The sequence below is a fragment of the Klebsiella sp. genome, from assembly GCF_027492335.1.
Taxonomy (GTDB): domain Bacteria; phylum Pseudomonadota; class Gammaproteobacteria; order Enterobacterales; family Enterobacteriaceae; genus Klebsiella; species Klebsiella huaxiensis.
This window is the reverse complement of record NZ_JAPUEW010000041.1, coordinates 1-26181: the sequence shown is the minus strand read 5'-3', so window position 1 is coordinate 26181 and position 26181 is coordinate 1. Positions and strand designations below refer to the sequence as shown.

General features: G+C 51.7%; 25 protein-coding genes and 2 pseudogenes. 17 read left to right on the top strand and 10 right to left on the bottom strand.

Features of this window, described 5'->3' with window-relative positions:
- Positions 1 to 100: 100 nt before the first annotated feature.
- Complete coding sequence (gene yedA, locus QVF11_RS10905; protein ID WP_142515093.1) at positions 101 to 1012, top strand: drug/metabolite exporter YedA; 912 nt, start codon at positions 101 to 103, stop codon at positions 1010 to 1012.
- On the opposite strand, the gene QVF11_RS10900 is transcribed toward yedA, so the two are convergent.
- Both QVF11_RS10900 and QVF11_RS10895 read right to left on the bottom strand, forming a co-directional pair.
- Positions 987 to 1481: a very short patch repair endonuclease gene (locus QVF11_RS10900; protein WP_287856891.1), complete on the bottom strand. Its 495-nt coding sequence runs from the start codon at positions 1479 to 1481 to the stop codon at positions 987 to 989. The two genes, yedA and QVF11_RS10900, sit on opposite strands and share 26 nt — an antisense overlap.
- 19 nt (positions 1482 to 1500) lie before the next feature.
- On the bottom strand, positions 1501 to 2151 hold the full coding sequence (locus QVF11_RS10895) for a GntR family transcriptional regulator (protein WP_287856889.1): 651 nt from the start codon (positions 2149 to 2151) through the stop codon (positions 1501 to 1503).
- Positions 2152 to 2405: 254 nt separating this feature from the next.
- On the opposite strand from QVF11_RS10895, the gene QVF11_RS10890 reads away from it, so the two are divergent.
- The 7 genes from QVF11_RS10890 to QVF11_RS10860 all read left to right on the top strand — a co-directional run bounded on the left by QVF11_RS10890 (position 2406) and on the right by QVF11_RS10860 (position 9170).
- The gene (locus QVF11_RS10890; protein WP_287856887.1) at positions 2406 to 3179 is read left to right on the top strand and encodes an SDR family NAD(P)-dependent oxidoreductase; all 774 of its coding nucleotides are present in this window, start codon (positions 2406 to 2408) and stop codon (positions 3177 to 3179) included.
- 14 nt (positions 3180 to 3193) lie between these two features.
- Positions 3194 to 3904, top strand: coding sequence for an SDR family oxidoreductase (locus QVF11_RS10885; protein ID WP_287856885.1), 711 nt, complete (start codon positions 3194 to 3196; stop codon positions 3902 to 3904).
- A 91-nt stretch (positions 3905 to 3995) separates the two neighbouring features.
- The gene (locus QVF11_RS10880) at positions 3996 to 5276 is read left to right on the top strand and encodes an MFS transporter (protein WP_110274366.1); all 1281 of its coding nucleotides are present in this window, start codon (positions 3996 to 3998) and stop codon (positions 5274 to 5276) included.
- A 17-nt stretch (positions 5277 to 5293) separates the two neighbouring features.
- On the top strand, positions 5294 to 6433 hold the full coding sequence (locus QVF11_RS10875) for a mandelate racemase/muconate lactonizing enzyme family protein (RefSeq protein ID WP_287856883.1): 1140 nt from the start codon (positions 5294 to 5296) through the stop codon (positions 6431 to 6433).
- 4 nt (positions 6434 to 6437) lie between these two features.
- Complete coding sequence (locus QVF11_RS10870; RefSeq protein WP_287856881.1) at positions 6438 to 7319, top strand: D-hexose-6-phosphate mutarotase; 882 nt, start codon at positions 6438 to 6440, stop codon at positions 7317 to 7319.
- Between the two features lie 9 nt (positions 7320 to 7328).
- Positions 7329 to 8447 carry a mandelate racemase/muconate lactonizing enzyme family protein gene (locus tag QVF11_RS10865; protein ID WP_267985749.1) on the top strand — a complete coding sequence of 373 codons (1119 nt, stop codon included), beginning with the start codon at positions 7329 to 7331 and terminating at the stop codon, positions 8445 to 8447.
- A gap of 3 nt (positions 8448 to 8450) precedes the next feature.
- Positions 8451 to 9170 carry a serine aminopeptidase domain-containing protein gene (locus QVF11_RS10860; protein WP_112213235.1) on the top strand — a complete coding sequence of 240 codons (720 nt, stop codon included), beginning with the start codon at positions 8451 to 8453 and terminating at the stop codon, positions 9168 to 9170.
- Between the two features lie 171 nt (positions 9171 to 9341).
- On the opposite strand, the gene QVF11_RS10855 is transcribed toward QVF11_RS10860, so the two are convergent.
- Positions 9342 to 10055: a FadR/GntR family transcriptional regulator gene (locus QVF11_RS10855; RefSeq protein WP_110274371.1), complete on the bottom strand. Its 714-nt coding sequence runs from the start codon at positions 10053 to 10055 to the stop codon at positions 9342 to 9344.
- Positions 10056 to 10327: 272 nt separating this feature from the next.
- On the opposite strand from QVF11_RS10855, the gene ilvD reads away from it, so the two are divergent.
- The 6 genes from ilvD to QVF11_RS10825 are packed head-to-tail and all read left to right on the top strand — an operon-like array spanning position 10328 to position 18059.
- Positions 10328 to 12040, top strand: a complete 1713-nt coding sequence (gene ilvD / locus QVF11_RS10850; protein ID WP_287856876.1) for a dihydroxy-acid dehydratase — start codon at positions 10328 to 10330, stop codon at positions 12038 to 12040.
- A gap of 51 nt (positions 12041 to 12091) precedes the next feature.
- Positions 12092 to 13396, top strand: coding sequence for an FAD-dependent oxidoreductase (locus QVF11_RS10845; RefSeq protein WP_287856874.1), 1305 nt, complete (start codon positions 12092 to 12094; stop codon positions 13394 to 13396).
- An 11-nt stretch (positions 13397 to 13407) separates the two neighbouring features.
- Positions 13408 to 14304 carry an NAD(P)-dependent oxidoreductase gene (locus tag QVF11_RS10840; RefSeq protein WP_110274374.1) on the top strand — a complete coding sequence of 299 codons (897 nt, stop codon included), beginning with the start codon at positions 13408 to 13410 and terminating at the stop codon, positions 14302 to 14304.
- A gap of 1 nt (position 14305) precedes the next feature.
- The gene (locus QVF11_RS10835; RefSeq protein WP_112213232.1) at positions 14306 to 15067 is read left to right on the top strand and encodes an HpcH/HpaI aldolase family protein; all 762 of its coding nucleotides are present in this window, start codon (positions 14306 to 14308) and stop codon (positions 15065 to 15067) included.
- A gap of 57 nt (positions 15068 to 15124) precedes the next feature.
- Complete coding sequence (locus QVF11_RS10830; protein ID WP_112213231.1) at positions 15125 to 16477, top strand: MFS transporter; 1353 nt, start codon at positions 15125 to 15127, stop codon at positions 16475 to 16477.
- Positions 16478 to 16535: 58 nt separating this feature from the next.
- Positions 16536 to 18059 (top strand): UxaA family hydrolase, encoded by a 1524-nt coding sequence (locus QVF11_RS10825; protein ID WP_287856872.1) that lies wholly within the window; start codon positions 16536 to 16538, stop codon positions 18057 to 18059.
- 314 nt (positions 18060 to 18373) lie between these two features.
- On the opposite strand, the gene QVF11_RS10820 is transcribed toward QVF11_RS10825, so the two are convergent.
- The 3 genes from QVF11_RS10820 to drpB are packed head-to-tail and all read right to left on the bottom strand — an operon-like array spanning position 18374 to position 20877.
- Positions 18374 to 19801, bottom strand: coding sequence for a DNA cytosine methyltransferase (locus QVF11_RS10820; RefSeq protein WP_287856870.1), 1428 nt, complete (start codon positions 19799 to 19801; stop codon positions 18374 to 18376).
- 56 nt (positions 19802 to 19857) lie between these two features.
- Positions 19858 to 20553, bottom strand: a complete 696-nt coding sequence (locus QVF11_RS10815) for a phosphohydrolase (RefSeq protein ID WP_112213229.1) — start codon at positions 20551 to 20553, stop codon at positions 19858 to 19860.
- Between the two features lie 42 nt (positions 20554 to 20595).
- Positions 20596 to 20877: a cell division protein DrpB gene (gene drpB / locus QVF11_RS10810; protein ID WP_110274379.1), complete on the bottom strand. Its 282-nt coding sequence runs from the start codon at positions 20875 to 20877 to the stop codon at positions 20596 to 20598.
- A 640-nt stretch (positions 20878 to 21517) separates the two neighbouring features.
- On the opposite strand from drpB, the gene QVF11_RS10805 reads away from it, so the two are divergent.
- Both QVF11_RS10805 and QVF11_RS10800 read left to right on the top strand, forming a co-directional pair.
- The gene (locus QVF11_RS10805; RefSeq protein ID WP_287856865.1) at positions 21518 to 22576 is read left to right on the top strand and encodes a porin; all 1059 of its coding nucleotides are present in this window, start codon (positions 21518 to 21520) and stop codon (positions 22574 to 22576) included.
- Between the two features lie 46 nt (positions 22577 to 22622).
- A pseudogene (locus QVF11_RS10800) lies at positions 22623 to 22862 on the top strand (H-NS family histone-like protein); the annotation flags it as partial.
- Positions 22863 to 23103: 241 nt separating this feature from the next.
- Here QVF11_RS10800 and QVF11_RS10795 read toward each other — a convergent pair.
- A complete protein-coding gene (locus QVF11_RS10795) occupies positions 23104 to 23274 on the bottom strand; it encodes a hypothetical protein (RefSeq protein WP_287856863.1) in 171 nt (56 codons plus the stop codon).
- A gap of 232 nt (positions 23275 to 23506) precedes the next feature.
- On the opposite strand from QVF11_RS10795, the gene QVF11_RS10790 reads away from it, so the two are divergent.
- On the top strand, positions 23507 to 24799 hold the full coding sequence (locus tag QVF11_RS10790) for an HAD family hydrolase (protein WP_287856861.1): 1293 nt from the start codon (positions 23507 to 23509) through the stop codon (positions 24797 to 24799).
- A gap of 84 nt (positions 24800 to 24883) precedes the next feature.
- Here the strand turns inward: QVF11_RS10790 and QVF11_RS10785 are convergent, their stop codons facing one another.
- From QVF11_RS10785 to QVF11_RS10775, 3 genes and pseudogenes are all read right to left on the bottom strand, one after another.
- The gene (locus tag QVF11_RS10785) at positions 24884 to 25261 is read right to left on the bottom strand and encodes a tetratricopeptide repeat protein (RefSeq protein WP_287856859.1); all 378 of its coding nucleotides are present in this window, start codon (positions 25259 to 25261) and stop codon (positions 24884 to 24886) included.
- Between the two features lie 52 nt (positions 25262 to 25313).
- A complete protein-coding gene (locus QVF11_RS10780) occupies positions 25314 to 25664 on the bottom strand; it encodes a DUF6404 family protein (RefSeq protein WP_287856857.1) in 351 nt (116 codons plus the stop codon).
- 179 nt (positions 25665 to 25843) lie between these two features.
- Positions 25844 to 26028 (bottom strand): annotated as a pseudogene (locus QVF11_RS10775) (DUF6387 family protein); the annotation flags it as partial.
- Positions 26029 to 26181 lie beyond the last annotated feature (153 nt).

Below are 26181 nucleotides of genomic sequence, written 5' to 3'. Positions count from 1 at the left end.
AAAATTTAACCATAGCAGGTGAATTAAAGCGCTCGCCAGCACGATAGTTTTCACGTTTACTATGTGTCCCCTTTCTATCTCTGCACCATCGTGAGGAAGTATGTCTACCCGTCAGCTGTTACCGCTCATCGGGGCGTTGTTTGCGCTGTATATCATTTGGGGTTCCACCTACTTTGCCATTGCTATTGGCGTGGCCAGTTGGCCTCCGCTGATGATGGCTGGTGTGCGCTTTCTTTCCGCAGGCGCGGTGCTGACCGCCTGGCTGCTGGCAACCGGGCATAAGCTCCCTGCGCGAAAACCGCTGCTCAACGCAGCGCTGATTGGTATTTTATTGCTGGCTGTCGGTAACGGTTTTGTCACCCTCGCCGAGCACCAGCACGTACCATCCGGGATTGCAGCGGTGATGGTGGCGACGGTACCGCTATTTACGCTGTGTTTTAGCCGCTTTTTTGGGATTGCGACTCGCAAGCTGGAGTGGTTAGGTATCGCTATTGGCCTCGCGGGGATTGTGCTGCTCAACAGCGGTGGCAACCTTAACGGCAACCCATGGGGTGCGCTGCTGATTCTTATCGGTTCGATGAGCTGGGCCTTTGGTTCCGTCTACGGTTCGCGAGTTGAGCTGCCGACGGGGATGATGGCGGGTGCTATTGAGATGCTGGCGGCAGGAATTGTTCTAATGGTCGCCTCCGTGTTGACTGGCGAAAAATTAACCCAGATGCCATCCTGGTCCGGTATTTTTGCCGTCGCCTATCTGGCTATCTTCGGTTCACTTATCGCCATCAATGCCTATATGTATTTGATTCGCAACGTCACTCCTGCTGTTGCGACCAGCTATGCTTACGTGAACCCGGTTGTCGCCGTACTGCTCGGCACCGGTTTTGCCGGAGAAAGTTTATCCCCCGTAGAGTGGCTGGCGCTGGGGATTATCATCTTTGCGGTCGTTCTGGTAACGCTCGGGAAGTACCTGTTCCCTGCACGCAGCGAAATTACATCTTGTAAGGCAGAGAAGTAATCTTCAGCAAGCCAATACCTTGAGTGTCGATCTGCGCGCTGTCGCCACCGCCGCAGATCCACTCTTCCAGACGCTCACCAAGCGCTTCATCACTTAACTTCTGCCGCCCGCGTAGCGCACACTCCCAAACCACCAGCACCCGCCATCCCAGCTCTGACAGCAGCCCGATATCCCGGCAATCGCGCGCGACGTTTTTAGCTATCTTATCCAGCCAGAATTCAGTTCTCGTACCGGGGACTTTAAACAGATAGCAGTCATGATGATGCCAGAAGCAACCGTGGGTAAAGATAACGCACTGATAGTCCGCCACCACAAAGTCCGGGCGTCCGGGCAGCGTGGCATCCTGTACGGTAAAGGTAAACCCAGAGTGGGCCAGCAGCCCCGCCAGCCGTTTTTCAATTGCCGTATCGCGGGTGCCGATCGCGCGCATATTTTTGCTGCGGGTAGCTTTATCGTGGACGTCGGCCATGGTTATCCTCGCATTTTAATCAGCGGCTTAGAGACTTATAGGTAAACTCAGTGAAGTAATCGTTAACGTTTTTCGACGCGCTGGCCGCCAGCTCTTCATCACCATGGCAGATGTTACGCAGCATAGTGGCATTCAGCTGTGAGGCTTTAACCAGCTCTGGCTGATTACTCGCGCTAAGCTGTGCAAACCAAAAACGGCTGGAAAGGCCCTGTAACGGTGAAAGACATGGCTGTAGATATTCATTTTCTGCCGCAAGACCAATCAGGGCATAGGTTTGTTTTAATAGCGCGCCAAACTGACGCATATGCGAAATATCGCTAATCGCTTCAAAAGATTCTGCCAGCAACAGCATCTCTTTCTTCTGCTGGTGCGTGCCGCGCCGGGTCGCAAGACGCACAGCGAACTCTCCAACACAGCGGCGTAGCTCCAGAACCTTAAGCTGTACCTCAACGGAGATCGTCGGAATAAACACGCCCTTATAGGGGTAGATCTCCACAAGCCTGTCATTAGCCAGACGTTGTAACGCTTCCCTTACCGGACTACGGCCAAAGCCGGTCAGCTCCATGAGCTGCGCTTCAGACACCATCGAACCCGGCGCAAGATCCTGAAAAATAATCATGCTTTCAATGGCTTCATAAGCCTGATTCATTTTATTGACGGGTGGATTCATTAGCGTTCTCCCTGCTGAATTGCAGCATTATCCGCCCAACGCAGCAAAAATGAAAATCAAAAATTCTCAGTTAATTAAACAGTTACGACAAAATTTGTGATCGGCATCGTATTTAACCCAACAGATGATGGATGTTTTTTTCATGAAGTGCAAATCTAATAAGCAACTAATATATCAGTTGTTGATTAAGTGACTAAGATATCGTCAATGCAGGATGCTGCTCATCATGTGTTGCACACTAAAAGGAGAAAGTCGTGAGTCTACATAACCAGGTCGCACTGGTGACGGGTGCGGGAAACATGAAAGGGATCGGCAAAGGCATTGCCTGCGCGCTTGCTGAAGCTGGCGCGGATATCGTCATTAACTACGTTGTCAATCCAGAGGAAGCAGAACAGGTTGCCGGTATTATCCGCGGACTCGGAAGGCGCGCCCTGCTGGTCCAGGCCGATATCTCCCATCCTGAACAAGTTCGCCAGATGTTTAGTGATATAGATACCTACTTTGGACGCCTCGATATTCTGGTTAACAACGCCGGCGTATGCGTCTGGGAACCGTTCCTCGAAATCAGCAAACCGGCCTTTGACCATGCGGTGAACATCAATATAAAAGGAACCTATGACTGCGCTCGCCACGCCGCCCGCATGATGGTGAAAAAAGGGATCCATGGACGCATCATCAACGTCGCCTCAGGTCACGCGCGCCGCCCAATGGCGCTGATGGGGGTCTACGCTGCCACCAAAGCCGCTATCGATCAGATGAGCCAGTCGATGGCCTTCGAACTCGCGCGCTACGGCATTACCGTAAACCAGCTCTGGCCGGGGTTTGTCGATACCAATATCAACGATCCTAAACCCGAACTGGCTACGGATGAAGGGCGGAAGAAGCTGCTGGCGACCATTCCTATTGGTCAGCCGGCAACCATTGAAGAGCTTGGCGCTGCTGCCGTGTATTTAGCCGGGGACAAAGGCGCAGTTATTACCGGTGATTTTATTAAAATTGATGGCGGCCAGCATATCCGCTGTATTTAATCAGGAGAATGACGATGGAACACAAAAATACGATTCTGATTGCCGGCGGCCAGGCCGAACCCAAACTGCTGTCCACGCTGGAAAATCAGTATTTACAGCAGGGCTGGGAAGTTTATTTTAGCCAGCAAACCGAATATGAAAAAATAAATCAGGTTATCGACGCCCTTATTGTTGGCGAGCGAAAGCTAAACGCTTTTATTTATATATCACCGCCACCGCTTCGTGGCTCAATGCTGGACGACGATGATAATATTATTGCGACCACCATGAATAACGATCTGGAGTGTGGGCTATGGTGGGTACAAAGCGCCTGTAAAAAAATGGTACAACAGGGGGTTCAGGGGCGCGTCGTTACGCTAGCGCACATCGCCGCGCTGGTGCCAACAGAATATTACTCTTACGGTGCTGCCAGCCAGCTGGCGTTGATGAATACCTGCCGATCCGGCATTCAGGAACTGGTGCCTTATGGCATAAAAATCAACACCCTATTTCGCGGTTTCAGCGAAGAAGATCCGCAGCAAAAAGCGTTCGTGGAACAGCTCAGGCAGTTGCATAAAGATGATGGTATTCCGCTGCTGGAATATACCGATGCAGCAGAGATCGCCAAAACCTGTACCCTATTAACCGACCCGCAAATCCACAGCTTTAATGGTGCGATGTTAACGCTTGACGGCGGTTTTTATGTTACCCGAAAAATACGTTATCTGGATCCTGTCAGGGAGTGACAAACCAAAACAATAATAATCAGAAAAATAATTATTACGAAAATTGTGCATTATTTTTACCGCTAACCCTATATTAGTGAAAGGTATCTCTATGAATACGCAATTCCGTCGTGTCATTTTAGTTATGCTGACGCTGGCGATGGTTATTAACTACCTCGACCGTTCCGCGCTGGCCTACGCAATGCCCTTTATTACCCAGGATTTTCATCTAACGCCTGAGGAAAAAGGCATTATTTTTGGTAGTTTCTCAATCGGCTATGCGTTATTTAATTTTATCGGCGGCGTGCTGGCCGATAAATTTGGCCCCAAACGCGTCTTTAGCTGGTCGATGTCCGTCTGGTCGATTATCTGCGGCCTGACCGCAGGCTGCTTTAACTTCTGGACCATGTTCATTGCCCGCGCCTTTTTCGGTGCCGGGGAAGGCCCCATCTCCACCACGGCCAATAAAGTGGTTAATAACTGGTTTCCGCTTAATGAGCGCGCCCGCGCGGTAGGCATTAACCAGGCCGGAGGCCCGCTGGGCGGAGCAATTTCCGGCCCGGTAGTGGGCTTTCTGTGCCTGACGTTTAACTGGCGGATCTCATTTATCATTATCGCGTTTATTGGGATTACCTGGGCCATCATCTGGGCGCTCATCGCTACCGACAAGCCACGTGATAACAAACGCGTTTCTGCGGCAGAAGCGCAGCTTATTGAAGGCGAAGAAGAGGAAGTCGCTCCACAGACCGCACCGGGAGCGCCTGCTCCTTCCATGTGGAGCGCGATCCTCCAGCCCTCGATTTTGGCTACCGCCCTGTCGCTATTTTGCTTCAACTATGTGCTGTTTTTCTTTATGAACTGGTTCCCGACCTTTCTCGTTGATACGACCGGGATCAGCCTGAAGGACATGAGCCTGGTCGGCGTGCTGCCCTGGGTTGCCGGAACGCTCGGCTACGTATCCGGCGGTTTCATTATCGACTTTATCTACCGTAAAACCGGCAAGCAGCTTTTCTCTCGTAAAGTAGTGCTGGTGACCTGCTTCGGCATCTGTTCCATCTGCGTGGGGCTGATCAGCCAGACGCAGACCGCCATGGGTGCCGTCACATTAATGACTATCGCCTTCGGCTTTATGCAAATCGCCGCCCCGGCCTACTGGACGCTGATTCAGGACGCTGCGCCGAAAGAGTACGTCGGCAGCGCTGGCGGGCTGATGCACGGTCTGGCGAATATCTCCGGCATTGTTGCGCCAACCGTCACCGGCTTTATCGTTGGCTCCGGCTCCTATTCCGCCGCCTTTATTCTTGCGGGCTGCCTCGGGGTACTCGGTGCAACCGTGGTTGCGTTGTTCGTCAAAAAAGCCGCACAGCGCGACGGGCACAATGCCCTGGCCTGACTCCGTAGGAGAAGAGCATGAAAATTATCGATTTTGAATCCGGGCTGTACCGCGTGCCGCTTACCGAGAACTGGGGGTCGTCGAACTACGCGTTCTCCAGCCTGGAATTTGTCGTGCTGTGGCTAAAAACCGATACCGGGCATACCGGTACCGGCTGGACGTTCAGCACGGGCAACGGCGGCAGCGCGTTTAAGAACCTGATTGACCATTATCTTGCCGCCAAAGTGATGGGCGAAGATCCGCTGAACGTCGAGCGGCTGTGGAGCCGCATGTGGCTGGAGAGCCACGATATCGGCTCGGCGGGCGTCACGACACACGCAATCGCTGCAGTCGATATCGCGCTATGGGATCTGATTGGTCAGCAGCTCAATCAGCCGTTGTATCGTCTGCTTGGCGGCTATCGGGAGTCGCTCTCCGGTTACGGCAGCGGCGTCAACCTGCATCTTTCCATCGATGCTCTGCTCGCACAGATGGAGGGTTTTTTAAGCGTGGGCTACCGCACGGTCAAAATGAAAATCGGCAGTGAAGACGTGGAAGACGATCTAATGCGTCTGCTGGCGGTACGTAAATTTGTGGGGCCGGCGATCAACATCGCCGTGGATGCCAACAAGAAGTGGTCTTCTGGCGATGCTGCGCGCCGTATGGCGGTACTCAAAAACGCCGGAGTGTACTGGCTGGAAGAGCCGCTGCTGAGCGATGATATCAACGGCCACCGTTTGCTGCGTCAAAAATGTCCGGTCCCTATTGCCGTGGGAGAAAGCCTGTACACCAAATACCAGTTCGCCCACTGGATCGGACAAGAGGCCTGCGACTACATCCAACCGGATATTTACCGCGTGGGCGGAATTACCGAATTTGTGAAGATCGCAAAATTAGCTGAAAGCCACAATATTCCCGTGATCCCGCATTTTGGCATGGAGCTGATCGCGCATCTGGGCTGCGGTTTGCCCAATATCCAGCTGTTTGAGGGGCTAAAAGGCGCGAGCCTGAGCGAAATGGGCATTATCACGAGTCCTTGCCCGGTGATAAACGGCGCCATTCGCCCGGGTGAAAAACCAGGACACGGCATCAAGTTCGACGGCCCGGCGCTGGCGCGCTATGCCGTAAACGATATGCAGCTTCGGCAGCAAAATATTACGACTCGCACGGATGTCTGAACCAATGAGCCTGATTAAGCAACTGTTTTCCTTGCCGGTACTGGAGACATTAAGCCCCGGTATTACCCGGCGAAAAATGGATGAACTGGAGGTTCTGGTCATTCAGACGCCCTTCTGCAAGGCCGTTATTGCGCTTCAGGGTGCGCATTTACTGACCTGGAAGCCCTCCAGGCAGACAACCCCTGTACTGTGGTTGAGTGACTGCACGCCGTTTAAAACCGGCGTACCCATTCGCGGCGGCGTGCCGGTCTGCTGGCCGTGGTTTACCGATCTCGGCGGCGAACCGTTTCACGGTTTTGCCCGCATTTTACCGTGGCGGCTGACGGCGCTTGAGAATAGCAAAACGTCGCTCGCGATGACGTTAACGCTCAATGACACCCCGCAAACGCGGCAGCTGTGGGATCACGCTTTTCAACTGGAAATGACGCTGACATTCACTGCCGAGGTTTGCGAGTTACTGCTCACCGCCCACGGTAGCTTCAGCGCCACCGCGGCTCTACACAGCTACCTCTCAACGCCGGATATTCGAGCGACGCTGATTCACGGCGTAGGTACGCAAGGCTACGACACGGTCGTCGGGGAATCCGTGCAGAACTTGCCGTCTCCCCTTTCGCTCTACAGGGAATTTGGCGCGATCTTCCCTCAGGTAGAAAAACAAACGGAGCTTGTCACGCCCGCCAGAATCCTGACGCTGACCCACGTAAATAACAGCAACGTGGTGGTATGGAATCCCTGGCAGCAGCGAGCAGAGCAAATAAGCGACATACCGGACGATGGCTGGCAGAACTTTGTTTGTCTCGAAACGGCGGCTATCGACAGGCCCCTTGTCAGCACGCCTCAACATCCGGCGTCAATGGGCGTGCAGTTCGCGCTATCTCATCATTAAGGACATTTAATGCGTATTACGAACATAGAAAGCTTTCTGGTCCGTTTGCCTTATACGCCCGCACTGACGCGCACCACCGACAAAGAGGGGCGCTTTAACGCCGCGCGGGCGCTCCACCCTACGCTGGATGCGCTGTTAGTGAAAGTCGAAACCGACACGGGCCTGACGGGCTGGGGAGAAGCGTTTGGCCACGCCTGTAACCCGGCCAGCATGGCATTGCTCAGCGGCCTGCTCGCCCCCTTCTTTACGGGTGAGGAATGCAATGACCCGGCGGCGTTAATGCAAAGAGCGCATTACGCCTTTCACAGCTACGGTCGCGGCGGGGTAATGATGTATGCGCTATCCGCGCTGGATATCGCTCTGTGGGATCTGCGCGCTAAAGCAGAAAATTTACCGCTGTGGCGATTGCTCGGCGGTACCCGCGCGCAGGTGGAATTGTATCCCAGCCTGTCCAGCTTCGATGGTGATGTCGCTAAATTAATGGCTTGCATTAACCCATTAATTAACAAGGGCTATCGACATATAAAACTGCACGAACGGGATCCCCTGGCGATTGCGGAAGTCGCCAGGGCGCTACCGGATAATGTCACTCTGATGGTTGATACCAACTGCGCATGGGATGTCCCACAGGCGGAGCAGATCCTGCCACAGCTGCAGGCAGCTGGCGTCGCGTTTGTGGAGGAGCCCACCTTCCCACCGGAAAATTTAAGCCAGCTCCGCTATCTGCGCCAGACGACGGGCGCACGCATTGCCGCGGGCGAAAACTTCAATAATAGCGAGGAGTTCGCGCTCAGTATGGCCTTAGACGCGGTGGATGTATTGCAGCCGAGCGTAGCCAAAATCGGCGGTATCTCCGCCGTACTGGAGATTATCAAACACGCGCGCGAGCATGAAAACGTCAGCCTGCTGCCGCACTGTTTTTACTACGGCCCAGGCCTGCTCGCCAGCGCTCACCTCCTCAGCGTGATGCCAGAATCGGTTCCGCTGGAAGTACCGTGGCTGACGTTCGAACAGACGCTGCATCCGTTTATGCGCTTCCAGCCGGTGATGGATCTACCGCACGCGCCGGGTCTCGGTTTCAATCCGGATTTCGATGTGCTGGAACGCCATTTGATTGCCAGGGGATAATCGATGGACATCGTTATTTCAGATTGCCTGCTGGCGAAAACGCCCGTGCTTTGGTTCCGGCCAGCTACTGGCGCAGCCAGTAACAGGCCGCTTATCGTTTTATTTCATCGCTTTATGGCATCCAGAGAGCTGGATGCCAATTTGGGATATATGCTGGCGCAGGCCGGCTACAGCGTGGTGTGCCCACAGGCGGCGATGCATAGCGCCAGGGACGATGCGACGCTACGCGCCGCCTCTTTCTGGCCAATTTTACAGCATACGCTGGAGACATTTCCCGCTTTGCTGGCCGCCTGCCAGCAGGAAAAGCTGGGTGATATTTCACGACTGGGCGTGATGGGCACTTCAATGGGCGGCTTCGCTGTACTGGGGGCGATGGCGCAGTATCCGGCAATTCAGGCCGGGGCCGCCTATATGGCAAGCGGCTATTTTGCCGATGCAATAAGCAAAATCCATCCTCCAACGACCAATACGCTTGCAGCCTGCCTGCGCGGGATCGCGCCTTACGACATTGCCGGAAAAGAATCGACGCTAGCGCAGCGTCCGCTGTTTGTCTGGCACGGCCAGCAGGATACCATTGTTGATATCAAGTATGCTGAGCGCCTCAGCGAAAGCATCGGCAGCGGCAATCTCACCTGCCTTATCGATCCGCTGTCGGGGCATAAAATCACCCAGCAATCGGTGGAAGCGGGCATCGATTTTTTCCTTCGAGCTTTGCCGGTTTAACCGCATTTGCTCAATATTATTCCCGGAGGCGGCGCGTTGCGCCTGTCCGGGATACCTGACCGGATGAACCGGTAGCCCGGACAGGTGCGCAGCACCGCCTCCGGGGAAATCGCCAGACCGCACGAATAAGCGCAGCGCGAGCCGGGAAAAAAACCACGTACAGCGGCCTGCTTAGTCAATCTCTTTATCTACATGCTGCACAATCAGGTCCGCCACCCGCTGCGAGTTTTTCGCCGCCAGCGCATCCAGAATACCTAAGTGCTCTTCATGCAGCACCTGAGTCTGTTCGGGAGTAAAACCATACTGTTTCCAGGCCAGTACCCAAAGATGGTGGAGCTGCTCCTGCATGTTAATCAGAATGGGGTTGCCACCGAGCTGCGCCACTTTTTTCTCGAAGCTCAGATCCAGCGCGCTATCATCGTCATCGCAATCCTGACGTGAAAATTTTTCCCGGTTAAACTCGATAAGTTCTCGCAGTTGATTAATCCCCGATTTGTTGGCCCGCCATGCGTAGTCTTCAAAGATGGCGCGTTCAATCGAGGTCCGCGCCACAATCAGATTGCGCAAAAACTCTTTCGTTACCCCGCCTTCAATCAGCTTTGACAGGCTATGCGTGTCGCTAAGCGACACCGCCGGCGGCTCGGTCAAAAAAGTTCCGCTGCCAACGCGAGTTTCAATACGCCCGGAGGATTCAAGCACCTTCAGCGCCTGGCGCACTGACGTGCGGCTAACGTTGAGCATTTCGGCAAGCTCGCGCTCGGAAGGCAGCCTTTCACCGGGTTTGATCTGCTTGCTGTCGAGCAGATTAGTAATGTGTTGAATGATGGTCTGAAAAACGTCCGTGCGCTTAATAGGGATCATCGTAAATTTATTCTTGTCCGGCATACCGTTACCTCTTCCCAACGACGTTTCGCGCTTACGACCGGTTATTTTCCCTGCGCGGCGTCGCCATCAATTTCTGCAATCATAAATTGGATGGACCACTGTACCATTATTGGCTTTCCCGCGCGCTATTTTTCCCTCGCTATGGGCAAAAACGTTTAAAAACCCTCCATTATGTGATCTCAATTACACTTCCCTTAAAAATTGGTTGGACAACCAACCCAAACGGAGGATATTTCGGATCGTAAAACCACAACCCGATAAAGGAATTCAAGATGTACAGAAGCAATTTCAAGCCGGGATCCACCCGCTGGGCAGTACGTCGTGCACAATGGCGCAGTATGGGGATCCGCGAAGAAGACATGCATAAACCGAAGATCGCGATCATCAACACCTCTAACAAGCTCTCCTGCTGCTATGTCCATCTGGATGAACTGTGCCGGATCGTCGAGCAGGCGATCCGCGACGCGGGTGGTCTGCCGTTTGAAGTACGCACCGTCGCCCCCAGCGACTTCGTCACCAGCGCCGGGAAAAAAGCACGTTATCTGATGCCGACTCGTGACCTGATGGTCAATGAAGTGGAATGCATGATGGAAGGCGCGGTGCTGGACGGCATGATCTGCCTCTCTTCTTGCGATAAAACTACGCCAGCGCACTTGATGTCAGCAGCTCGGCTGAATGTCCCTTCCCTGCTGCTGACCTGCGGTTACCAGGTGGGCGGCAAGTGCTCAAACGAAAAATTCGACGATCAGTTCTTCGATATTGATGATGTTTACGAACAGGTTGGCGCACTGGCAACCGGCGCAATCAGTGAAAAAGACCTGACGGACATGACCGATGTCGCAATCCAGTCGCCTGGCGTCTGCGCCGGTTTGGGCACCGCTAATTCCATGCATATCGTCGCCGAAGCATTAGGTATGACGCTGCCGGGCAACTCACCCATCTGGGCCAACGGTCGTAAGGTAAAAGAATACGCTCAGGCTGCCGGGAAGCGGATCGTCGAGCTTACCCAGCAACAGGTTTTGCCGCGTGACATTCTTACCGAAAAAGCGATCCAGAACGCGGTGATGACCGTGCTGGCCGTCGGCGGTTCGGTCAATACCGTTCGCCACCTTTCAGCGGTTGCCACCGAGGCCGAGCTCCCCATTGATGTGGTCAGCTTGTATGAAAAATACGGTAAAAACATCAAGTTACTGACCTCTGTTCGCCCTAACGGCCCGTTCCGCACTGAAGATCTGGAAGCGGCGGGCGGCACTACGGCGGTGATGAATCAGCTGCGCGATTTCCTTAACCTGGATGCACTAACGGTTACGCAAAAAACCGTCGGCGAGAACATCAAAGATGCGGTAGTAAAAAACCACGAGGTGATCCGCACGCTGGATAATCCCGTCAGCCAGCGCCCTGGCGTCGCTATCCTGCGCGGCAACCTCGCTCCGGACGGCGCGATCGTCAAGCTCTCCGCCGTCCCGGGCGAACTGGAGCAGTTTACCGGTCCAGCCAATATCTACGAAGGTGAAGACGAAGCTATTGAAGCGCTGGGCGAAGGAAAAATCCAGAAAGGCGACGTGATTGTTCTGCGCAATATGGGCCCGGCTGGCGGCCCCGGAACGGTGTTTGCTTGTAGCTTTGTCGCGGCTCTCAACGGCGCGGGGATCGCGGCGCACGTTGCGGTGATCACCGATGGTGAACTCTCGGGCCTGAATCGCGGCATTATCGTCGGCCAACTGATGCCGGAAGCCGCCGCTGGCGGGCCGCTGGCGGTTATTGAGCAAGGTGAAACCGTACATATCAACTTTGTCGATCTCAGCATCAATATAGATGTTCCGCAGGAAGTGATTGATGCCCGTCTGGCCCAGTGGCAACCCAAACCTCTGCCGCTGGGCGGTGGGAGCGGAACCTATCTGTCGCAATATGCCCAACTGGTACAGCCGATTGCCCAGGGCGCGGTGCTGGGGAAACGACGCATCCACGCGAAAAACATCGATTAATCATCACATTATGGGGGTGAATCGTCACCCTCATAGTAAAGGAGGCACATCATGCAAACCAGGCACGAAGCCGCCAACCAGATCCCCGCCACGTACGATGTTGATGCCCTGGTAGTGGGTGGTGGTCCAACCGGTGTTGCGGCAGCGACCGCCGCGGCGAGAGCTGGGGAAAATACCCTGCTGATTGAACGCTACGGTTTTTGCGGAGGTATGGCGACAGCGGGCATGTCGGGCGCGATTTGCGGCCTGTTTACCTCAGGTAAAGGCCCCCATGAGCAATTGGTGCACGGCTTTGCCGGTGAATTTTACCAGCATCTGAAACACCGCGGCGCCGTCAGCGAGCCGTTCCCGTTTGGCGAAACGCGGCTGGTCGTCCATGAGCCGCACACCTGGAAAGAGGTGGCCGACGATTTACTCGCCGACAGCGGCGCACGGGTGCTGTTCCATACCCTTGCCACTGACGTAGTGATGGATGGCAATGAGCTGCGCGGTGTGGTTATTGAGAACAAAAGCGGACGCCAGTTAATTACCGCCCGCCGCTTTATCGATGCCACCGGTGATGGCGATCTCTGCGTCAAAGCTGGCGTCCCGTACACCTGCGGGCGCAACGGTATGGTCCAGTATCCGACCATGGTGTTCCGTATGGGCAACGTCGATATCAAACGCGGCATTGGCCACCCGGTCGCCCAACTGGAAACCTGGGTCGAAGCCGCGCAGGCTCAGGGATATCACCTACCGCGCAAGCATATCTATCTGCTGCCCTCACCCCGCCCCGGTGAAGTGATGTGCAACGTCACCAGCATTTTACGCGATGATGGCAGACCGATTGATGCCACTCGCACTGAGGATCTGACGTTTGCCGAACTCAAGGGACGTAAGCAGGTACGCGAATACGAGCGTTTCCTGCGGGCATGGGTCCCGGGGTTCGAGCAGGCGTATCTGAACGATGTCGCGGCGCAAATTGGCATCCGCCAGAGTCGGACCATTGCAGGCCGCTACCGGCTGACTAACGACGATGTTTTCCAGGCGCGCAAAAGCGAACGCAAGGTCGCCAGCAGCGCCTGGTGCATCGAAGCGCACGGTCAGGACGGCATCTTTATGTTCTACCTCGACAACGACTGGTACGACATTCCGTACGACACGCTCGTGCCGGAAAACGTACCAAACCTGATTACAGCTGGCCGTACGTTGTGCGCCGAGCATGAAGCGCTGGCTTCGGCTCGCGTCACCGCCCAATGCTTTTTGACGGGCTTCGCTGCCGGAACCGCCGCCTGGTTAAGCCATCGCGAAGGGTGCGCATTCTCGGATATTGATGTTGCGGAACTGCGCAGCATTATCGAATACCAAACTTATTAAGGATCATACGCATGAAACCAGTTTTAGGCTTTATTGGTCTGGGCATTATGGGCAAACCGATGGTGCGCAATCTGCTAAAAGCAGGCTATAGCGTCCATGCCTACAGCATAGTGGCACAGGACGTAGAAGAGATTGCCCGCGATGGCGCTACCGGCCAGACATCGGCTCGTGCAGTCGCAGAAGCCGCGGAAATTACCATCACGATGGTACCCAATACGCCGCAGGTCGAAGATGTCCTGTTCGGCGAGAATGGCCTGGCTCCTGCGCTGTGCGAAGGTAAAGTCATTATTGATATGAGCACTATCTCCTCGCTGGCGACAAAGCAATTTGCTGACGCCATCAAATCGCTGGGCGCGCGAATGCTCGATGCCCCGGTGAGCGGTGGGGATAAAGGCGCGAAAGGCGGCACGCTGTCGATTATGGTGGGCGGTGAAGCTGAAGTCTTTGAACGCTGCAAACCGATCCTCGAAGTGCTTGGCTGCCGCGTCACTCATGTCGGCGACAACGGCGCAGGCCAGGTCGTGAAATCCTGCAACCAGGTTCTGGCCGCCGCCACCATGGCCGCGCTGGGGGAATCGCTGGTGATGGGGGCAAAAGCAGGCGTCGATCCGGCCAAAATCGTCGAGGTGCTCTCAGCAGGATACGCCCGCTGCGGCGCGCTGGATATTCGCGGCAGCCTGCTGCTGGAGCGCAATTTTGATCCCGGCTTTATGACCCGTCTGCAGTACAAAGACCTCAACCTGGCCATGGAACTCAGCCAGGGTATTGACTCACCCATGCCGATCGCCAGCTTGGTGCGCGAACTGTACAAAACCTGCATGGCCCAGGGGGTTGGCAACGAAGATCACTCCAACATTATAAAAGTGTTTGAGCAGCTCTCCGGTATCGAAGTCAAAGCAAGGAGCTAACATGCGTTTTCCCGATTTAAAACAACGGCTCCACGAGGGGCCGCTACACGGCTGCTTTGTCACCTTCCCTTCCGCGGCGATAACCGAATTTACCGCCGCCATCGGATTTGATTTTGTGCTTATCGACAACGAGCACGGCAATATGAATCCGGAGACGGTAGAGGATATGGTACGCGCCTCGCACAGTCAGCAAGTGCCCTGCCTAGTGCGGGTTCCTTACAACCGCGCCGAATATATGCGCAAAGCGCTGGATTTCGGTGCCGATGGCGTGCAGGTCCCGCTGGTCAATACCGTAGAGGATGCCCGCGCCGCCGCCCTGCCTACACTGTTTCCACCGCAGGGCGAACGCGGAGTCGCCTTCCTGCCGCGCGCAGCCAACTACGGTATGTGCGCCGATAAAGCGCGCTATCTGGCCGAAGCCAACGCCTCGCGGGTGCTATCGGTACATATTGAAACAACAGAAGCAGTAGAGAATCTGGATGAGATCCTCGCCGCAGGGCTGGCCGATGTCTATTTCATCGGGCCGGGGGATTTGGCCGTTTCGATGGGCTACGGTCACGATCTCAACCATCCCGATGTACTGGCAACCATAGAGCGCTGTATTCGCAAAATCGCCGCCAGCGGCAATATTGCCGGGACCTACGTGGGAACCCCGGAGCGCGCAGCAGAAGTGATAGGTTGGGGTGCACACTACCTGGTGACGGCGATCACCCCACATATGGTGAGCGGCGCAAATCACTACTTACAAATAAAAAACCAATAATCACTCTCTACCCTACAAACTTTTCCGGCGTTAGCTGCCGGAACGGGAGAATGCACAATGAGCATTGCAGGCAAGAAAACGCACGCCCGATATTACATCTTATTTATGATAACCCTCGTCTTAACCCTGGCGACCGGAGATCGCGCCACGCTCTCCGTTGCCGGGCCGGAGATGCAAAAAGAGCTGGGCATCACCGCCGTTGAAATTGGTTATCTCTTTTCCGCGTTCAGCTGGGCGTACGTCATCAGTATGACGCCTGCGGGCTGGGTGGCCGATAAAGTTGGCTCCAAGCGGGCCATGTTTCTCGGGATTCTGCTGTGGTCAGTGATGACGGTATTTATGGGTCTGGTCAGCTACGTCACCTTTGTCGTTCCTGCCTTGCTGATCCTGCGTTTCCTGCTTGGCGTGTGCGAATCACCGGTTGGCCCCTCAGCCGGTCGCATCATCGCCGCCTGGTTTCCCTCGCAAGAACGCGGCGTTGCAGGCGCCATCTTCAACAGCGCACAGTACGCATCGCTGGCGATATTCACTCCGCTGATGGCCTGGCTATGCCACGCCTTCGGCTGGGACCACGTATTTATCGTCATGGGAGTCATCGGCATTATCATCGCCTTCTGCTGGTCGAAATTCTTTTACGTCCCGACTAAGCATCCGGGTATCAATAACGAAGAGATGGAATACCTGAAGGAAGGCGGCGCGCTGGTGGAGCTGGACACCGTTGCCAGCGTAAAAGGCGAACGCAAGCGCACGGGGTGGCAGGAGATCGGCCAGTTGTTCAAAAGTCGGATGCTGATCGGCATCTTCATTGGCCAGTACTGTATCTCGGCGATTACCTGGTTCTTTATGACCTGGTTCCCGATTTATCTGGTCAAAGAGCGCGGAATGTCAATTCTGCAGGCCGGTTTTATGGCCTCGGTGCCCGCGATTTGTGGCCTGGTAGGCGGCATTATGAGCGGTTTTTTCTCCGACTGGCTGCTGCGTAAAACCAACAACCTGAGCCTGGCGCGTAAGGTCCCGATCACCATCGGTCTGACCATGAGCGCCAGCATGATCCTCTGCAACTACGTCGGCTCAGAAGCACTGGTGATGTTCCTGATGAGCGCCGCGTTCTTCGGTAAAGGTTTCGGCTCTTTGGGGTGGGCGGTCGTTGCGGATACCGCGCCGAAAGAGATTATCGGTACCACCGGCGGGCTGTTCAACTCGCTGGGCAATATCGCTGGGATCGTCACTCCCGTGGTGATCGGCTACATCCTGCAAGAAACAGGCTCTTTCGCCAACGCGTTGGTCTTCGTTGGGACCCACGGCATCATCGCCGTCTGCAGCTACTGGTTCATCGTCGGCAAGATTGAGCGCCTGAAAATTGCTCCGCGCGATGACGACGCCGTCCCTATGCAAAAACGTGAAGCCTGAGCCCTAAATTCTGCTCGCCGGTAGGCGGGCAGAAACAAAAAAATAAGGAAGCAATGTTATGACAAAATCTCCGGTCATTCGTCTTGACGAAAAAGACAACGTCGTGGTCGCCCGGGTCGCTATCATCGCCGGTACCCCGATTGCTGATGAGAACATCACCACGCTGCAGGATGTTCCGCTGGGCCACAAAGTGGCGACAAGACTCATTAAAAAAGACGAACCGATTCTCAAGTACAACACGGTCATCGGCTTCGCGCCTGAAGACCTCCCGCCTGGTACCTGGCTGCATAGCCACAACATCGTGTTTGAAGATTTTCAGCGCGACTACGCCTTTAGTCGCGACTATCGCCCGGTACAAACCGTGCCGCCTGAACAGCGGCGGACCTTCAACGGCTACGTACGGGAAGATGGTCGAGTCGCGACACGTAATATTCTCGGCGTGTTCGTGGTCGGAAACTGCGGCGCGACGGTGGCGCGTAAAATCGCCGCTCATTTTACCGAAGAACGCCTGCAAGCATGGCCTAACGTTGACAACGTAGTGCCCTATGTTCACGAACTGGGCTGCGGTATGGAGATGAGCGGTGAGCCGATGGATCTACTGCGCCGCACCTTAGCAGGCTATATCAATAACCCCAACACTGCGGGCGCGCTGGTTGTGGCGCTGGGCTGCGAGCGTAACAACATCCACGGTTTCTTTGAACAAATGGGTCTGGAAGAGACTCCGATGCTGCGCAAACTGGTGATTCAGGATACCGGCGGAACGCGAAAAACCATCGATGAAGGCATCGCTATTATCGAATCCATGCTGCCGCAGGCTAATGCCGTCAAGCGCCAGCCAGTCTCCGTTGAGCATCTGACCGTGGGGCTGCAGTGCGGTGGGTCCGACGGTTTTTCGGGGCTTTCCGCCAACCCGGCGCTGGGCGTCGCGATGGATCTGCTGGTCGAACAAGGCGGAACCGCAATTCTCTCGGAAACCACCGAAATCTTCGGCGTAGAGCACACCCTCACCGCGCGAGCTGTCACCCCTGAAGTGGGGCAAAAGCTGGTCGACTGCATCAACTGGTGGCTGGAGTATAATAAAGGACGCGATTGTCAGATTAACGGTCGGGTTAGCCCTGGCAACAACGCGGGCGGGCTGGCAAACGTACTAGAGAAATCACTGGGCGGGGCCAAAAAAGGCGGTAACTCTCCGCTAATGGAGGTTTACCGCTATGCATACCCGGTTACGCAAAAAGGGTTGGTCTTTATGGACACCCCAGGGTATGACCCGGTTTCAGCAACCGGCCAGGTCGCTGGCGGCGCCAATATAATTGCCTTCACCACCGGGCGCGGCTCCTGCTTTGGCTCAATGCCCGCGCCGACGGTGAAGCTTGCCAGCAACACTCCGATGTATCAGCGCATGACGGAAGATATGGATCTCAATTGCGGTGTGGTCATCGATGGCGACGCTACGCTGCGTCAAATGGGGGAAGCGATTTTTGAAAAAATCATCGCTATTGCCTCCGGTGAGCAAAGCAAGAGTGAAGCGCTGGGATTGGGGGAAAACGAGTTTGTTCCCTGGCCAATCGGCGTACTGGCGTAAGTTTTTAACATCTATACCCTAAATAATTCGAGTTGCAGGACAAAACGGTTAACCGTTTTGAACAGCGCTTGCGCTGGCCCTGGAAGGGTGAGTCCCGTAGGGGCGAATCACGCGGCAACGCAGAGAATCCCCTGGAGCTTACTAAAATAAGTGACTGGGGTGAGCGAGGACAAATTCGTCAGGAACGAATTTGAACGCTGTCCACAGCGCCCGTGAGGGCGAGGCCCAGGGATGGGCCGAGTATTGCCAACGCACATGCAACTTGAAGTATGACGGGTATATATACGGCATGGTGAGCCCATGCCGTACGACTATCATTGGCTTTCGCTTAACTCGGCAGATTCACGCATGGCCACCGCCATCGCAATACGCGACTCCAGAAGCTTCGCCACTGCTGCAAATACCGGCACCACGACCGAGTTGCCAAACTGGCGATAGGCCTGGGTATCCGATACCGGAATGCGAAAATGGTACCCCTGTGGCGATTCAAACCCCATCAGACGCGCGCACTCGCGGGGCGTCAGCCTGCGCGGACGACGAAGCTGGTTTTCAGGGTCATCAAAATGCTTTTCACCCAGAGGACGATCCCAGCCGCGATCAATGAGGATCTCCGCACCATCTTTGTAGTAGCGCGCCGACAGCGTACGCGCCACGCTGTGCGGATTCATAGGGTCAACTAATCCGTAACCAAAGCCGTTACCCCGCTCCTGGTGCTTACGCGCATAGCGATAGAGATACTTCCACAGCACCTGGGTGAGAATAAATTTAGCATCCACCGCGGGCTCCAGCAGCTCGCCAAATGTCGGGCGCTTAGCCGGATAGAGCGTGGAGATATCACGTAGAGTAAACCCTTCATGCAGTTGCAAATCGCGACGGAAGCCAACCAGCACAATACGCTCGCGGTGCTGAGGTAAAAAATGGCGTCCGTCGATGACCTTCGGATCGTCCGCTCCGGTATTATCGGCATCGGCGACTTCATAGCCCAGCTCGTCCAGCGTTTGCATAATGATGCGAAACGTCCGCCCTTTGTCGTGACTCTTTAGGTTTTTGACGTTTTCCAGCACAAAAATAGCGGGTTGCCTGGCGGCAATAATCCTGACGACGTCAAAAAACAGCGTCCCTTGCGTTTCGCAGGCAAAACCATGCGCCCGACCAAGAGCATTCTTCTTTGATACACCCGCTAAAGAAAAAGGTTGGCAAGGGAAACCAGCCAGCAGAACATCATGCTGCGGGATAGTCTCGCGAATATGCTGCGCGGCTTCCTCATCGCTCACATCCTGACGATGGCTAAGGGTAATATCGCGAATATCCTCATTAAAACGATGCAGCTCGGGGTCACAGTACCAGTTGGCTTTATAGGTACGCACCGCATGCTTATTCCACTCGCTGGTGAAAACGCATTGCCCGCCAATCGCCTCGAAACCATTACGAATACCGCCGATACCGGCAAACAGATCGATAAAGCGGAATCCATAGTGCGGATGATGCGCTGGCGGCTGCGGCAGGAGCGTCAACAGATGGGCTCTCTCCAGTGCGTTTAAACGGTTTGCCGCGTGAGGCACCGTCGCTACGCGCTTCAGGATGGCCGGGCTCCAGTGCTGCTCGCCAACAGCGATTAACTGTGCCACCAGCGTTTTTACATCGTATATCGCCATCATCTGACGCAACAACGCCTGGGCATCCTCTCCGCTATGCCCGGCCTTCAAAGATGGGGGACTTTCCTTGGATAAATTTTGCGACATAACCTCAACCAGCCCGACTATTTTTGCAGAGGTTACCATAAATAGCGCAAGCCGTTTTATGCCAGTGGATCAAAGCGCTGTAAAACCGACTCATCAAGGGCCAAAGGGTCTCCGCAAAGCTCCGCACTTAACTTAGCCATAAACTGCACCAGAAAACGCGCATTGTGCACCGCCATTGCCCTGCCCTTTTCGGTTTGCATGGTTTCAGGTAAGCGCAACAACTTGCACTGGAAATGATCCAGCGCGTACTTCTTGTCATTTAATTCACGTCTGTCGGCAAAGGGATCGTCGGCATCAAACAAAATATTATTGAGCGCTCCGGATACGGCAAAAACGCGCGCCAGGCCAATCGCCCCCAATGCTTCGAGTCGGTCGGCATCCTGGACAATCTTTGCTTCTTCACTCTGCGGGGGAATTGCAGCGCTAAAACTGTGCGCTTCTATAGCATGCAAGACCGCCGGATAGCGGTCTGCGGGGAAGTCAGGAAAAGATGACTGCAGGATGGCCAGCGTTTTTTCCGCCGCCATCGCCGAGGAGCGACTTCGCTCAGGATGATTTTTCGCCAGGCTGATGATGTCATGAAAGTAGCAGGCGGTCAGGATCACCAGCCGATCAACATCAGTATCTTTGGCCAGCTGCTGAGCCGTTGCCCAAACCCGGCGAAAGTGTGAAATATCGTGAGCGGAATCCTCTTGCGAGTGATGTCCGATTAACCAGGATTCAAACCGCTGCTGCCAGTCAACAAGTTCCATGCGCGTTCCTTTGTGATAAAGCCAGAAACGAGCATAGCAACTTTAATCGTGATGTTCATACATCTGTGGATTAGGTCGCGTGTACCAGGCGATCGCACCGAGAACGATGCCAACGATACCCAACACCAAAAAACCCAGCAGCGCACCGATCCATTTCCCTGCCGTTGAACCTAACTCGCCGTCAATCGTCACGCCAGGCACGCTCTGGATCTGCCCAACAACCCACCAGTAGCGCGCCATCGCCCAGAGGAAGTAACCGCAAAAAACATAAAATGCCCACAGAGCAAGTTTACCTCCAGGACTCCGTTTCGCTTTATCTTCCATTAGCTTACTCTCCATTTCCTCAACAACAGATACCGCCGACGGCAGTCAAAAATAGTGACATCCGTCACATTATATAATAAAAGTGCTTTCCAGACAGCAGATCTCTCTATCCTTTTTGAGCCTGGGTCTCGCTCCATTCGGCCTCCTGCCAGCCGCCATATATTGTCAATGAATTCTATCTTATTTTAAATAATGCAAATTGATGAAAGCAGGTGAGAGCTTGCTTGTACTTTCTGCTGATTTTACCTAAACAATATTAATGCCCTAAATTTATTCCCCGTAAAGTCTCATCACCCCATCCTTTTGAAATAGCGCCTACAAAAACGAATTTATCCGTTGACATTACTCAAAAAAATATAAATCACAAAAACATTTAAATTGTAAATTTCATAAATATTACAAATTATTCATAAAAACACATAACCACATGTTATTTAAAAACATACACATAAAAAATAAATCAAATCAAATTAATACATTTTAAATATAAAGAATCATTCAGAAACATTTTGTAATATTAGATATAACTTGCTTACATATTTCATTTAAAGAAATATGAACTTAATCGCTAGTATCAAATAGTCTCCCCGGAGGGAATGACAACATTCATATTAATTATGATTAAAAGGGAATATATATAATGAAAAGAAAAGTACTGGCAATTCTGGTTCCAGCTTTATTATCCGCTGGTGCCGCTAACGCAGCAGAAATCTATAATAAGAACGGCAACAAACTGGATTTCTACGGTAAAATGGTTGGCGAGCACATCATGACTCATGATGGCGACAACAACAATTCCGACGATACTTCTTATGCGCGTTTCGGTGTTAAAGGCGAAACCCAGATCAACAGCGAACTGACCGGCTATGGCCAGTTTGAATACAACATGAAAGCGGATAAACCAGAAGGTGCGCAGGGTAGCGCAACTCGTCTGGCGTTCGCTGGTCTGAAATACAGCGATTACGGTTCATTTGACTACGGCCGTAACTATGGCGTGGTTTATGACGCAGCCGGTTACACCGATATGCTGGTTGAGTGGGGCGGCGACGGCCTGATCGCTACAGACAACTTTATGACTCAGCGTACCAACGGTGTTGCAACCTATCGCAACAACGATTTCTTTGGCATGGTTGATGGCCTGAACTTTGCCCTGCAGTATCAGGGTAAAAACAACGATGCAACTCCGAAAAAATCAAACGGTGATGGTTTCGGTTTCTCTGTTAACTATAACATCGACGGCTTCGGCTTCGTTGGCGCATACAGCAATTCCGACCGTACTGACGAGCAAGCTGCGGACCGTAAAGGTGAAAACGCTGAAGTCTGGAGCCTCGCAACTAAGTATGATGCAAACAATCTGTATGCATCTGTAATGTACGGTGAGTCTCAAAACATGACTCATATGGAACTTGGCGGTTTTGCTAACAAAACTCAGAACATTGAAGCCGTTGTTCAGTACCAGTTCGACTTCGGTCTGCGTCCGTCTCTGGGTTATGTCTATGCTAAAGGCAAAGACCTGCAGAACGGCAAACGTGATGCCGATATCATGAACTACGTTGAACTGGGTACCTGGTACTACTTCAACAAAAACTTCAACGTTTACACCGCATACAAATTCAACCTGGTGGATGACGAAGATTCTGCTATCACTGGCGCATCTACCGACGACCAGTTCGCTGTAGGTATCACCTACCAGTTCTAAGATTTCTCAGCTAGCCTCAAGCCCGCCTCGTGCGGGCTTTTTATTTTTGGCAACTCTGGAAGAGATACAGGAAAAACTCTCTGCTGTCACTGAAGATTGTCGTGAGGAAGAAAGTACCGTCCGTAAAGAACAAGAAGAACCTCAGGCTAAATTACAAGCCTTCCGCCAGAAACTGTTAGAAGATGGTATTGATCCTGCTGAACTATTCGCAGCAGTTGGTTCATCTCATCCCAAAGCCAAATCGGCACGCACTCCACGCACTGCTAAATACAAATATACAGATGAATTGGTGCTTTAGCATACCCGTTTGCATATTACGCTTTAGAAGAGTCAGTACAGAGGATAATGTCAAAAAAAATCCTGGGACAGACATTTTGGTGATTTAGGTTCATCAAGGAGTTTATTCTTGTTCGTTTATATATTTTGTATATTATTTATCACCCCTCTCTTTATATTATTTTTTCCACACCAAACAAACACCAGAATAGATTATAAGTTAAAATTAATTCAAATCACAACAACATAGCTTACGGTTTTAAGCGCTTTAAATTATCTTCATAACGATCGTAACCTTCCTTATTCCCATTTTTACATGCTAATCCAAACCATGTTCTTGATTGATCTGTGTAGATATTTTCTCCTTCACCCCGTTCATCCATCACACAACTATCGAACTGTGCCTGTGTATCGTATTGCACCTACCGCCCTTTTCATACCAAGCATTTACCTGTAGATAATCCTGGCTTAACCTCCGGCCATTTTTATATCTTACATCAAGGCTATATTGGGCACTGGCACTTAGAGGTTTGCAGGTTATAGGCGCATAAAATATGATAACCATCACATTCATGATAAAGGTGCCGATTTTTGATATAGATGGTTTTTACTTTTTGCTACAGATAATAATGCACCCTAAAAAAGGAATTAACCATGAAAATGACAATAATATACGCGCTGATATCTGTAATTTTTGGAGTATATGGAACAACAGCCATTGCCGGTAACACAAATCGTGTATCTCAAAATTTAGCAACCGCAGTTTCCCAAGAAAAGCAATCAGTTATCGGCAATTGGGACGAGTTCAACTCGAGAAAAATTGATAGACTAATTCAAGAAGCAAAGCAGAAGCCTGCACACTCTTTATATGCTGTTTTTGATTTTGACAACACGACAGCTTTTCTAGATATCGAAGAGGCAACTCTTATATATCAACTGGAAAACCTTAGATTTGCTATGAAACCTGAGATATTGAAAGAGATAATTTACAAAGATATACCGACCTCTAGCTTTAACTCTGATTATAATAATAAAAACAATCAAGCGGTTAATATAAATCTCATTGGTCAAGATATTGTTGATAGCTACACATGGCTATACAATAATTACAATGGATTTGAGGGTGATAAAACTATTGATGAAATCAAAGAAAATTCTAATTATATGAATTTTATAGTAAAAATGAGATATTTATATGATGCAATAGGTGGGTCATTCGACCATGAGGTATCTTATCCATGGGTGACGTATCTTTTTTCTGGTATGTCCAAAAAAGAAATATCTGATTTAGTGGACGATACTATCGAGTGGCAAAATAAACAGCCTATCACAAAGGTAACATGGGTAAGCCCAGCAGATATGGCAGGCCGAGCTGGTATCGTATCAGTAACATGGAAAAATGGATTTAGGCTGCTCCCAGAAATGCAGACATTATACAAAAACCTACAGGAGGCAGGGGTTGATGTTTATGTAATTTCCGCTTCTGCTTTAGATGTTATAAAAAGTATCGTTACTATAGATAGATATGGCTTTTCTGTTCCTGAATCTCATGTCTATGCAATGCATCCCTTATACGATAAAGAAGGTAAATTGACTCATAGCCTCGATCCGTACTACCCTCAAACGCAAGGAAAAGGTAAAACCGAAACCATAAAGAAATTTATACAACAACGTTACAAAAATACAGGGCCAATATTCGTAGCTGGCGATAGTGAAGGAGATCAAAACATGATGTCCGACTTTAATGACACAAAGTTAGTTCTCATTATTAACCGGCTACGCTCATCTGACACCATTATTGGTAAATTATCAGCTAAAGCTGTTCGTGACTATAATAAAGATGATGCAAAAATACTATTGCAGGGAAGAGATGAAAATAAAGGAGAGTTTTTACCATCACAGAGTAGCATACTAATGGGTACTAATAACGAAATATCTTTGCCATAGTTGTCGATTTACAGCAATGCCTCTATTTCAATTGAGAGGCATTGCTACCGAAAGGATATTAAATATTATATTTATAATAACACCTCACTCCGATATTCCTTTACTTTTCAACAAATATTCCTGACGTTTACAACCTTCCTTGTGCCCATTCTTACATGCTAGTCCAAACCAAGTTATCGCTTGCCCTGTGTTGATATTTCCCCCTTCACCACGTTCATTCATCACACCAAGATCGAACTGTGCCTGAGCATCATTTTGTGCAGCTGCCTTTTCATACCAAATCTTTGCCTGCTGATAATCAACATCCAGTATTTCTCCATATAAATACATAAGGCCTAGGGCATACTGAGCTTCTACATCTCCATTTTCACCTGCCGCTTTTAACTTAGAAAGTTGAGAGTCCCTATCACTGGTCGTACTGTAACAATCGCAAGAAGTATAATAAACCCTGCTATTAGCCAATATTTTATTTTCCTCATTTCACACCCAGTCCATTTAAAGGCTATATAGATCTTTACTCCAGACTGTCCCAGTCTGGCAGATTGTTAACTACCTTTCGCCACCAATGATACACAGCCATAAGAACACCAAAGCAAATACCCGCGACTATGCTTGAGACAAATGCTGCGCCCGGTTGCACCCCAGTATCCTTCCAAGTAAAAAACCACATACAGATCCCCCATGCCGGACCAAACCATCCTCCCATCAACAAAGTGACTTTCCCAAATGAGGCAAAAGGTAATGGTGGAATCTTGAGGCCAGCTTTCCATGCGAGGCGTAGTAAAGGAGGGACATAGTTGCTACGCCACATCTTCTTGCTTTCCATGATGGCAATTGCGTGTTCCTTTTTAGCTTCAAAGCTCATGCAGTTCCTTCCAGATTTACCTTCACTCAACTATCTATCGAAAATCATCACAATAAACAATAACGATTATCATTTCCATGTATATATCTCAAATAATCATTCCCTTAGATCCTCTGGTGAAATCCGGTCACACGTCATTTTCTCAAGCATTCTTCGGTAGATGCCACTTCCAGATGAATCCGGTAATCATCTAACAAAAGTCTGTTCAGGGTAGGTATTGTATTCCGGCTCAACAACATCCTGTAAGCCAAGATACGCCGCTCAATCTCAACGTAAAACTGTTGCAGGCTTAGCTTCTCTATCCCCTCTTAGCGTTCAACATCAACCATGTTTCCAGCGCTTTCCTGATTTCACTTCTTTTCATCCATACTCCAACAAACCATTCCCTTTAGACACCCTTACAGGTATCCGTATGAAACACATGCAGTTCAACAATTTTGTTATCCGAGATGCGGGATGGGCTTGTAAGTATCCCAGCTTTAGTTCCACGCACTTTTTGAGAGTTCCGATTTTTCAG

What these genes read in the sequence shown, in the direction of transcription:
- QVF11_RS10860 (WP_112213235.1), top strand. Translation starts at nt 8,451, where the DNA reads ATGGACATCGTTATTTCAGATTGCCTGCTGGCGAAAACGCCCGTGCTT.
- QVF11_RS10805 (WP_287856865.1), top strand. Translation starts at nt 21,518, where the DNA reads ATGAAAAGAAAAGTACTGGCAATTCTGGTTCCAGCTTTATTATCCGCT.
- QVF11_RS10885 (WP_287856885.1), top strand. Translation starts at nt 3,194, where the DNA reads ATGGAACACAAAAATACGATTCTGATTGCCGGCGGCCAGGCCGAACCC.
- ilvD (WP_287856876.1), top strand. Translation starts at nt 10,328, where the DNA reads ATGTACAGAAGCAATTTCAAGCCGGGATCCACCCGCTGGGCAGTACGT.
- QVF11_RS10840 (WP_110274374.1), top strand. Translation starts at nt 13,408, where the DNA reads ATGAAACCAGTTTTAGGCTTTATTGGTCTGGGCATTATGGGCAAACCG.
- QVF11_RS10820 (WP_287856870.1), bottom strand. Translation starts at nt 19,801, where the DNA reads ATGTCGCAAAATTTATCCAAGGAAAGTCCCCCATCTTTGAAGGCCGGG.
- QVF11_RS10835 (WP_112213232.1), top strand. Translation starts at nt 14,306, where the DNA reads ATGCGTTTTCCCGATTTAAAACAACGGCTCCACGAGGGGCCGCTACAC.
- QVF11_RS10855 (WP_110274371.1), bottom strand. Translation starts at nt 10,055, where the DNA reads ATGCCGGACAAGAATAAATTTACGATGATCCCTATTAAGCGCACGGAC.
- QVF11_RS10825 (WP_287856872.1), top strand. Translation starts at nt 16,536, where the DNA reads ATGACAAAATCTCCGGTCATTCGTCTTGACGAAAAAGACAACGTCGTG.
- QVF11_RS10815 (WP_112213229.1), bottom strand. Translation starts at nt 20,553, where the DNA reads ATGGAACTTGTTGACTGGCAGCAGCGGTTTGAATCCTGGTTAATCGGA.
- QVF11_RS10875 (WP_287856883.1), top strand. Translation starts at nt 5,294, where the DNA reads ATGAAAATTATCGATTTTGAATCCGGGCTGTACCGCGTGCCGCTTACC.
- QVF11_RS10880 (WP_110274366.1), top strand. Translation starts at nt 3,996, where the DNA reads ATGAATACGCAATTCCGTCGTGTCATTTTAGTTATGCTGACGCTGGCG.
- QVF11_RS10845 (WP_287856874.1), top strand. Translation starts at nt 12,092, where the DNA reads ATGCAAACCAGGCACGAAGCCGCCAACCAGATCCCCGCCACGTACGAT.
- QVF11_RS10895 (WP_287856889.1), bottom strand. Translation starts at nt 2,151, where the DNA reads ATGAATCCACCCGTCAATAAAATGAATCAGGCTTATGAAGCCATTGAA.
- QVF11_RS10830 (WP_112213231.1), top strand. Translation starts at nt 15,125, where the DNA reads ATGAGCATTGCAGGCAAGAAAACGCACGCCCGATATTACATCTTATTT.
- QVF11_RS10870 (WP_287856881.1), top strand. Translation starts at nt 6,438, where the DNA reads ATGAGCCTGATTAAGCAACTGTTTTCCTTGCCGGTACTGGAGACATTA.
- QVF11_RS10790 (WP_287856861.1), top strand. Translation starts at nt 23,507, where the DNA reads ATGAAAATGACAATAATATACGCGCTGATATCTGTAATTTTTGGAGTA.
- drpB (WP_110274379.1), bottom strand. Translation starts at nt 20,877, where the DNA reads ATGGAAGATAAAGCGAAACGGAGTCCTGGAGGTAAACTTGCTCTGTGG.
- yedA (WP_142515093.1), top strand. Translation starts at nt 101, where the DNA reads ATGTCTACCCGTCAGCTGTTACCGCTCATCGGGGCGTTGTTTGCGCTG.
- QVF11_RS10780 (WP_287856857.1), bottom strand. Translation starts at nt 25,664, where the DNA reads ATGAGCTTTGAAGCTAAAAAGGAACACGCAATTGCCATCATGGAAAGC.
- QVF11_RS10865 (WP_267985749.1), top strand. Translation starts at nt 7,329, where the DNA reads ATGCGTATTACGAACATAGAAAGCTTTCTGGTCCGTTTGCCTTATACG.
- QVF11_RS10900 (WP_287856891.1), bottom strand. Translation starts at nt 1,481, where the DNA reads ATGGCCGACGTCCACGATAAAGCTACCCGCAGCAAAAATATGCGCGCG.